3 protein-coding genes and 1 tRNA gene are annotated in these 4,011 nt (G+C 74.7%); 1 reads left to right on the top strand and 3 read right to left on the bottom strand.

Features of this window, described 5'->3' with window-relative positions; translation table 11 throughout:
- The 3 genes from ACFWEK_RS19675 to argS all read right to left on the bottom strand — a co-directional run.
- Positions 1-626, bottom strand: a 626-nt coding sequence (locus ACFWEK_RS19675) for a homoserine dehydrogenase (protein ID WP_430555133.1), incomplete at its 3' end; no start/stop codon positions are given.
- Positions 627-734: 108 nt separating this feature from the next.
- Positions 735-2,120 carry a diaminopimelate decarboxylase gene (gene lysA / locus ACFWEK_RS19670; protein WP_430548278.1) on the bottom strand — a complete coding sequence of 462 codons (1,386 nt, stop codon included), beginning with the start codon at positions 2,118-2,120 and terminating at the stop codon, positions 735-737.
- Entirely contained in the window at positions 2,117-3,784 is a 1,668-nt protein-coding gene (gene argS / locus ACFWEK_RS19665; RefSeq protein ID WP_430548277.1) for an arginine--tRNA ligase, read from the bottom strand. Before argS ends, lysA begins: the two co-directional genes overlap by 4 nt.
- 130 nt (positions 3,785-3,914) lie before the next feature.
- On the opposite strand from argS, the gene ACFWEK_RS19660 reads away from it, so the two are divergent.
- Positions 3,915-3,987: transfer RNA gene (locus tag ACFWEK_RS19660), tRNA-Arg, on the top strand.
- Positions 3,988-4,011 lie beyond the last annotated feature (24 nt).

The raw sequence follows: 4,011 nt of genomic DNA, 5'->3' as shown, positions 1-4,011 counted from the left end.
GCCTCCGCGTACCCGAGGGTCTGCGCCTCCTTGAGCGCCTCCTCGAGGTCCAGCCCGTGCGTCGTCATCTGGTCGAGCACGTAGTTGGTGGTGCCGTTGACGATGCCGAGCACGCGGCGCACCTGGTCGCCGGCGAGCGACTCCCGCACCGGGCGGACGATCGGGATCGCGCCCGCCACGGCGGCCTCGAACGACAGGTCGACGCCCGCGGCGTCGGCGGCCTCGAAGAGCTCCGGGCCGTGCGCGGCGAGCAGCGCCTTGTTCGCCGTCACGACGCTCGCGCCGCCGGCGATCGCGCGGTGGATGAGCCCGCGCGCCGGCTCGATGCCGCCCATGAGCTCGATGACGAGGTCGGCCCGGTCGACGAGCGCGTCGGCGTCCTCGGTGAGCAGGTCGGCGGGGACGACCGTGCCGACGCCGTCGCGCGGACGGCTCGCGTCGCGCACCGCGATGCCCACCAGCTCGAGGCGCGCCCCGGCCCGGGCGGCGAGGTCGTCGGCGTGCTGGACCAGCGTCTGCGCGACCTGGGAGCCGACGACCCCGCAGCCGAGCAGCGCGACGCGCAGCACCGTGGGGGTCGGGTCGGCCGCCTGGCGGGGACGGGCCGCGGGGACGGCCCCAGTCAGGGGCCCGGACGAGGGGGCTGCAGGCACGGGAGAACCTTCGGAACGGGATGCCGGGACGGGGTCAGGATAGCCGCGGCGCGTCGGCCGCCGGGCCGCCGTCCACGGCCGTCAGCCCAGGTCGAGCGCGAGCAGGTCCTCGACCGTCTCGCGCCGCACCAGGACGCGCGACGCGCCGTCGGCGACGGCGACCACGGGCGGGCGGGTCAGCAGGTTGTAGTTCGACGCCATCGAGCGCCCGTACGCGCCGGTCGCGGCGACGGCGAGCAGGTCGCCGGCGCGCACGTCGCCGGGCAGCCAGGTCTCGTGCACGACGATGTCGCCGCTCTCGCAGTGCTTGCCCACGACGCGCGCGAGCACGGGCTCCGCCGTCGAGGTCCGGCCGACGAGCTCCGCGTGGTACTGCGCCTCGTACAGCGCCGGGCGGATGTTGTCGCTCATGCCGCCGTCGACCGAGACGTAGGTGCGGACGCGGCCGTCGTCGAGCGCGACCGGCTTCACCGTGCCGACCGTGTAGAGCGTCAGCCCCGCGGGGCCGACGACGGCGCGGCCCGGCTCGATCGAGATCCGGGGCAGCGGCGTGCCCAGCTCGGCGCAGACCGCCGCCACGGCGCTCGCCACGTCCTTGGCGATGCGGTCCGGGTCGAGCGGCACCTCCCCCGGCAGGTACGCGATGCCGTACCCGCCGCCGAGGTCCACCTCGCCGACCAGCACGCCCGTGCGCTCCGCGAGCTCGGCGCGCAGCCGCAGCACGACGCGCGCCGCCGCCTCGAAGCCCGCCGGGTCGAGGATCTGCGAGCCGATGTGCGAGTGGATGCCCAGCAGGTGCAGCTCAGGGCGCTCGACGGCGGCGAGCAGGGCCCGCATCGCGGGCCCGTCCCCCCCGTCCGGGCCCGGGTTCACCGAGAGGCCGAACTTCTGGTCCTCGTGCGCCGTGGAGATGTACTCGTGCCCGCCCGCGTGCACGCCGGTGGTGACGCGCACCATGACGGGAGCCACGAGCCCGCGGGAGGCCGCGAGCGCCGCCACCCGGTCGATCTCGACGAGCGAGTCGACGATGATGCGGCCGACGCCGGCGTCGAGCGCCGCGAGGATCTCGGCGTCCGACTTGTTGTTGCCGTGCAGGCCGATCTCGGCGCCGGGGACACCGGCGCGCAGCGCGACGGCGAGCTCGCCGCCGGACGCCGTGTCGACGCGCAGGCCCTCCTCGCGCGCCCAGCGGGCGACGGCGACGGTGAGCAGCGCCTTGCCGGCGTAGTAGACGTCCACGCCGGTGCCCACCTCGGCGAACGCCGTCGCGAACGCCGTGCGGTAGCCGCGGGCGCGGGCCCGGAAGTCGGCCTCGTCGAGGACGTAGGCGGGGGTGCCGTGCTGGGCCGCGAGCGCGTCCACGCCGACCCCGCCCACCTCGACGACGCCGTCGTCGCGGCGGCGCACGCCCGTCGACCAGGGGACCCCGAGCACGCCCGTCGTGGCCTGGTTCCCGGCCCCGGTCACATCCGCTCCGGGGCGGAGACGCCGAGCAGGTCGAGGCCGTTGGCCAGCACCTGGCGCACCGCGTCGTTCAGCCACAGGCGCGTGCGGTGCGTGTCCGTGACCTCCTCGTCGGGGTACGGCGTCACGCGGCACTCCTGGTACCACTTGTGGTAGTCCGCGGCGAGGGACTCGAGGTAGCGCGCGACGCGGTGCGGCTCGCGCAGCTCGGCGGCCTGCGTGACGATCCGCGGGAACTCCGTGAGCGCGCCGACCAGCGCCGCCTCGGTCTCGTGCGTGAGCAGCGCGGGGTCGAAGGCGTCGGAGCCGTCGGCCGCGACGCGCGCGACGTCGCGGTCGGCCGCGTTCCGGTCGACGGCGCAGGTGCGCGAGTGCGCGTACTGCACGTAGTAGACGGGGTTGTCGTTGCTCTGCTTGAGCATCTCCTCGCCCGACAGCGACAGCGGCGAGTCCGCGGGGTAGCGCGCGAGCGAGTACCGCAGCGGGTCGGAGCCCAGCCACTCGATGAGGTCGTCCATGTACAGGGCGTTGCCGCGGCGCTTGCCCATCCGCTCGCCGCCGATGTTGACGAGCTGGCCGATGAGCACCTCGATGTTCGCCTCCGGGTCGTCGCCCGCGCAGGCGGCGATGGCCTTGAGCCGGTTGATGTAGCCGTGGTGGTCGGCGCCGAGCAGGTAGATCTTGCCCGGGAACCCGCGGTCCTTCTTCGACAGGTAGTACGCGGCGTCGGCGGCGAAGTAGGTGGGCTCGCCGTTCGCGCGGATCATCACGCGGTCCTTGTCGTCCGCGAAGTCCGTGGTGCGCAGCCACACCGCGCCGTCGACGTCGAAGACGTGCCCCTGCTCGCGCAGGCGGGCGACCGCCTGCTCCACGGCGCCCGAGTCGTGCAGCGTGCGCTCGGAGAACCAGACGTCGAAGTGCACGCCGAACGCGTCGAGGGTGCGGCGGATCGCCTCGAGCTGGGCCTGGTAGCCGAGCTCGCGCGCGGTCGTGAGGGCCTCGTCCGCCGGGAGCGACAGGAGGTCGGGCTCCTGCTCGAGCACCTCGGCGGCGCGCTCGGCGACGTACTCGCCGGGGTAGCCGCCCTCGGGCACGTCCTCGCCCTTCGCGCGGGCGATGATCGACGCGGCGAACTTGTCCATCTGCGCGCCCGCGTCGTTGATGTAGTACTCGGCCGTCACGTCGGCGCCGGCCGCGCGCATGATCCGCACGAGCGCGTCGCCGAGCGCAGCCCAGCGGGTGTGACCGATGTGCAGCGGGCCCGTCGGGTTGGCGGAGATGAACTCGAGGTTGTGCACCTGGCCCGCGAGGGCGTCCGTGCGGCCGTACGCGTCGCCGGCGGTGACGATCGTGCGCGCGAGCTCGCCCGCGGCACCCGCCTCGAGCGTGATGTTGAGGAAGCCCGGCCCCGCGACGTCGGCCGCCTTGATGCCCGGCGTCGCCGCGAGGCGCGCCGCCAGGTCCTCCGCCAGCGCGCGCGGCGTGGTGCCGGCCTTCTTCGCGAGCTGCAGCGCCACGTTGGTGGCCCAGTCCCCGTGCTCGCGCTGCCGGGGTCGCTCCACGTGCACCGAGGCCGGGACGGCGTCGGCGGGCAGGGCGAGGGTGCCGTCGGCCACGGCCGAGGCGAGGGCAGCGCTGAGTGCTCCGGAGAGCTCGTCGGGGGTCACCGGGCGATTCTACAAAGGCGGCGGGCCGCCAGGTGCTCGCCGTCGTAGGGGGATCGTCCGCCGTGTGCCGTCCGGCGCTCAGGTGCTGGTAGTCTCGTGCACCGTGCCGAGCGGTTTCCGTCCGGCACCCGCGCCTGTAGCTCAGTGGATAGAGCGTCTGCCTCCGGAGCAGAAGGTCGGGGGTTCGAATCCCTTCAGGCGCACCGAGAACGAGGGCGGGTCCGCGA

This window comes from Isoptericola sp. NPDC060257, assembly GCF_042726645.1.
GTDB lineage: Bacteria > Actinomycetota > Actinomycetes > Actinomycetales > Cellulomonadaceae > Isoptericola > Isoptericola nanjingensis.
Note: the sequence above shows the minus strand (reverse complement) of the source record. Positions and strands in the feature narration are given on the sequence as shown.